The sequence below is a fragment of the Aurantimonas sp. C2-5-R2 genome (assembly GCF_036549495.1).
GTDB classification, from domain to species: Bacteria; Pseudomonadota; Alphaproteobacteria; order Rhizobiales; family Rhizobiaceae; genus Aurantimonas; species Aurantimonas coralicida_A.
In genome coordinates this window covers 1-3,645 of record NZ_JAZHLJ010000157.1, presented here as the reverse complement: position 1 = coordinate 3,645, position 3,645 = coordinate 1, and the positions used below count along the sequence as shown (strand labels likewise).

Annotated in this window: 3 protein-coding genes and 3 pseudogenes; all 6 read right to left on the bottom strand. The window is 63.4% G+C overall.

Features of this window, described 5'->3' with window-relative positions; all coding sequences use genetic code 11:
- The coding region (locus VQ044_RS24185) for an ATP-binding protein (protein ID WP_331827830.1) at positions 1 to 366 on the bottom strand (366 nt) is incomplete at its 3' end.
- A gap of 23 nt (positions 367 to 389) precedes the next feature.
- Positions 390 to 566: pseudogene (locus tag VQ044_RS24180) on the bottom strand (IS21 family transposase); the annotation flags it as partial.
- Between the two features lie 4 nt (positions 567 to 570).
- Positions 571 to 957, bottom strand: a pseudogene (locus VQ044_RS24175) (IS21 family transposase); the annotation flags it as partial.
- Positions 958 to 1,083: 126 nt separating this feature from the next.
- Complete coding sequence (gene istB / locus VQ044_RS24170) at positions 1,084 to 1,836, bottom strand: IS21-like element helper ATPase IstB (protein ID WP_327650195.1); 753 nt, start codon at positions 1,834 to 1,836, stop codon at positions 1,084 to 1,086.
- Positions 1,837 to 1,850: 14 nt separating this feature from the next.
- Positions 1,851 to 3,361 (bottom strand): annotated as a pseudogene (istA, locus tag VQ044_RS24165) (IS21 family transposase).
- An 83-nt stretch (positions 3,362 to 3,444) separates the two neighbouring features.
- Positions 3,445 to 3,645: hypothetical protein (locus tag VQ044_RS24160; RefSeq protein ID WP_331827831.1), on the bottom strand; the 201-nt coding region annotated here is incomplete at its 5' end.

Here is a 3,645-nt window from a genome sequence, read left to right as displayed (position 1 = left end):
GTGGCTCTTGCCCGTGCCCGAATTGCCGAGCGCGATGACGTTCTCGCGGCGCAGGATGAACTCGCACCGCGCCAGTTCGAGAACGAGCATCTTGTTGAGGCTCGGGATCGCAGTGAAGTCGAACGTGTCGAAGCTTTTGACAGCCGGGAACCTGGCCGCCTTGATCCGCCGCTCAATCGTGCGGCGCTCCCGATCGATCAGCTCCAGCTCGATCAGGCGCAGTAGGTAGCGGGGATGGTCGACGCCGTCGCGGGCGCACTCGCGGGCGACCTTGTCGTATTCCCGCAGAACCGTCGGCAACTTCAACTGCTTGAGGTGGTGCGCGAGCAGCACCTGCGGCGTGCCGCCGGTCGTCCCCGTCGGCATCCTGTCGGGACTGAACTTGCCGCTCATGCCGCCCTCCCGGGAACCAGAACGGCGTAGTCGGCCGCCGCCGTCGTCCTGACATCCATCTTCGGCAGATGGGGATAACGGGCCAGGTCGAGCCGAAGCGGACGCCGCTCGACACGGGCCAGCGCGATTTGCTTGACGGCGTCGAACCCCACCGCCCCGAGCCGGATCGCCTCGGNCCGCCGTCGTCCTGACATCCATCTTCGGCAGATGGGGATAACGGGCCAGGTCGAGCCGAAGCGGACGCCGCTCGACACGGGCCAGCGCGATTTGCTTGACGGCGTCGAACCCCACCGCCCCGAGCCGGATCGCCTCGGTCACGGCATCGGCGACGGTCGGCATCGCGATCGTCTCCATCAGTCGCAGGACCTGGATGAACTCCCGCTTGCCGCGATTGCCCATGCGGGCATCGAGGAGATGACGCAGATGCTGGAACGTCTCGGGCAGATCCCAGCCTTGTAGTGGCGCGGCCTGATCGAGGGCGTTCGGCTTCGTTTCGATCAGCATCAGATAGTGCAGCGGATCGAACACGAAGGCGCCCGTGCCATAGGCACGGCGATGCCGGGCTGCGGATTCCGGCGAAGCCGGACACTTATTCCAATTTCATTCCGGCCATCATTCCGATTTGAAGCCGGTCACTTTCTGGTCTGATCCTGGGTCGTTCTGGATGTTTGAATTGGGTTCAGGCGGAGGTCAAGCGGAGGATGAAGCCGATGGTATGGAGCGCCGTTTTCGCAGGCTCTCCCCGGTCAGCTCGATACGATAGGCGCTATGGACGAGACGATCGAGAACGGCGTCCGCGATGGTGGGATTCCCGATGATTTCCCACCAGCGATCCACGGGGATTTGACTGGTAACGATGGTCGATCGGCGCTCGTATCGATCTTCGACGATTTCGAGGAGATCGCGCCGCTGATCGTCATCCAGCTTCTCGGGTCCCCAATCGTCGAGAATGAGAAGATCGACCCTGGCGAGGGCCTTCAGCAATTTGGCGTATCGGCCGTCGCCCCTGGCCAGGCCGAGGGCGGCAAAGAGCCGGGGCGCTCGATGGTAAGCGACCGAGAAGTCTTCGCGGCAAGCCTTTTGGCCGAGGGCGCAGGCAAGCCAACTCTTGCCAACGCCCGCGGGGCCGGTCAGCAACAAGCCGTGCCGTTCGCGGATGAAGTCGCAGCCAGCCAGCTTGAGGAAGAGCCCGCGATCAAGACCGCGGACGGCCCGGAAGTCGGTGTCTTCGACTTGAGCGTCGTGGCGCAGTCTGGCAGCACGGACTCGGGCCTCGAAGCGCTTCTGGCGACGCTGCGTGGCCTCGCGTTCGAGAAGCAGCGCGAGCCAGTCGCCGTGCTCCAGGGCACGGGCTTCGGGTTGCGCGTCGAGGTCCTGGAAGCCCTTGGCCATTCCGTGAAGGCCGAGTTCGTTCAAGAGGTCGAGGGTGGGATGGGTCAGCATGATCTTGTCTCTCATCAATGGAAGTAGCCCGGGCCGCGCAGATTTGGGTGGTCCATCACGGCGGCGGTGTCGGTCGTCGGCTTGGCGGCCAGTCGATTGGCCAGGATCGAGGCGATGCTCTTGTAGGTGAGCCCGCCGATCTCGAGGGCTCGAGCGAGACCGCCTCGGCGCGGGCTCGCTCGATGTCGCGGAACAGGCGCAGCACGCCCAGGCATGTTCGAAAGCCCTGTTCCGGATGCGGCCGGGCGGCCAGGATGGCGGTGATCAATCCCTCGGTCTCTGGTCCCACCGAGGCGGCCCATCGACGGAAGCGATCCGGCGTCCATTCCGCATATCGTCGATGGGAGCTGGGCATGTGGTCGGGATTGGTGCCATGGCGGCGTCCGCCGTATCGGCGTTGATGGGCCGCGATCCGCTGGCCGCGGTGGAAGATCTCGATCGTCCTCGCTGTCGCTCTGACATCGACCTGTTGCCGGATCAGGCTGTGCGGCACCGAGTAGAAGAAGCTGTCGAACTCGACATGATAGTCGGTGCCGACACGGGCGAAGCGCCACTCGGCGAACTCGTAATCCTCACCGGGCAGTGCAGCGAGCGCGGGACCTTCGACAGTCTGGAAGAGATGGCGGCGGGTGACGCCAAGGCGACGCATGACGTGATCGTTGATGCGATCGAGAGCGCCCGCGATCGCCGCGTTGGCCTCGGCGAGCGAGAAGAATGTCTGTTTCCGCAGCCGACCCAGAATGCATGTCTGGGCAAAACGGACCCCATTTTCGACTTTCGCTTTATCCCGGGGCTTTCGTGGCCGCGCCGGCAGAACGCCGACAGCGTAGTGTGACGCCATCATCCCATAGCTCCGGTTGATCTCCGGGTCATAGAAGCAGGCGCGATTGACGCCGGACTTCAGATTGTCGGGCACGATCAGCCGCGGAACGCCGTCAAGGAAGCGGAACATCCGTACATGGGCGCCGATCCAGTCCGGCAATGTCTGCGTCCAGGTCGCCTCCGCATAGGTGAAGTTGGAAGCTCCCAGAACGGCGACGAACAGCTCTGCTTCACGGATCTCGCCGGTCCGGCGATCGACGATGGCGATCTTCTTGCCGGAATAATCGACGAAGACCTTATCGCCGGCGACGTGCTCCTGCCGCATCGTCGGTGAGAGCCGGCGCTCGAAACTGCGGAAGAGTTCGCAGAACCGGCTGTAGCCGTAGCCGCCGGGATGAACGGCACGATACTCTTCCCAGAGGATCTGAAGGGTGACGCCCGGCTTCTTCAATTCGATGACGACATCGGCCCAGTTTGGTTCGGGCTGCCGCCGCACGCCCTGCTTGACCCCAGCCCGTTCGAAGAGCTTGCCCTCAAGGGCATCATCGGTCAGTGCGCCCGGTAAAGGCCAGCTCAAACCAGCCTGCTCCGCGCGTTTCAAATTCTCCTGGATAGTACTGCGCGCAACACCGAGCATCTGGGCGATGTCTCGGACGCTGGCCCCATCTCGGGCAAGGCGAAGCATTTGCCTCAATTGTCTCATGGTCAGCTTCCTCTTTGCCGGCATCCCGCTCTCCTCGTTCGACATGAGGAGCGTGATGCCCGAGTTGCTGACCCAGGCGGTCTTCAGATCGTAGAAAGTGACCGGTGATTGATCGAAACGGTGTCCGGCTTCATTCCGGAACGGTGTCCGGCTTCATCCCGGAATACCCGTCCGGCTTGGTTCGGAATCCGCAGCCGGGCAATCTCCTCGCCGGCGCAAAGGATCACCACCTCGTCGACAAAGCCCTTCACCAGAACGTCCCGGAAGCCGAAGGTTGTCGGCAC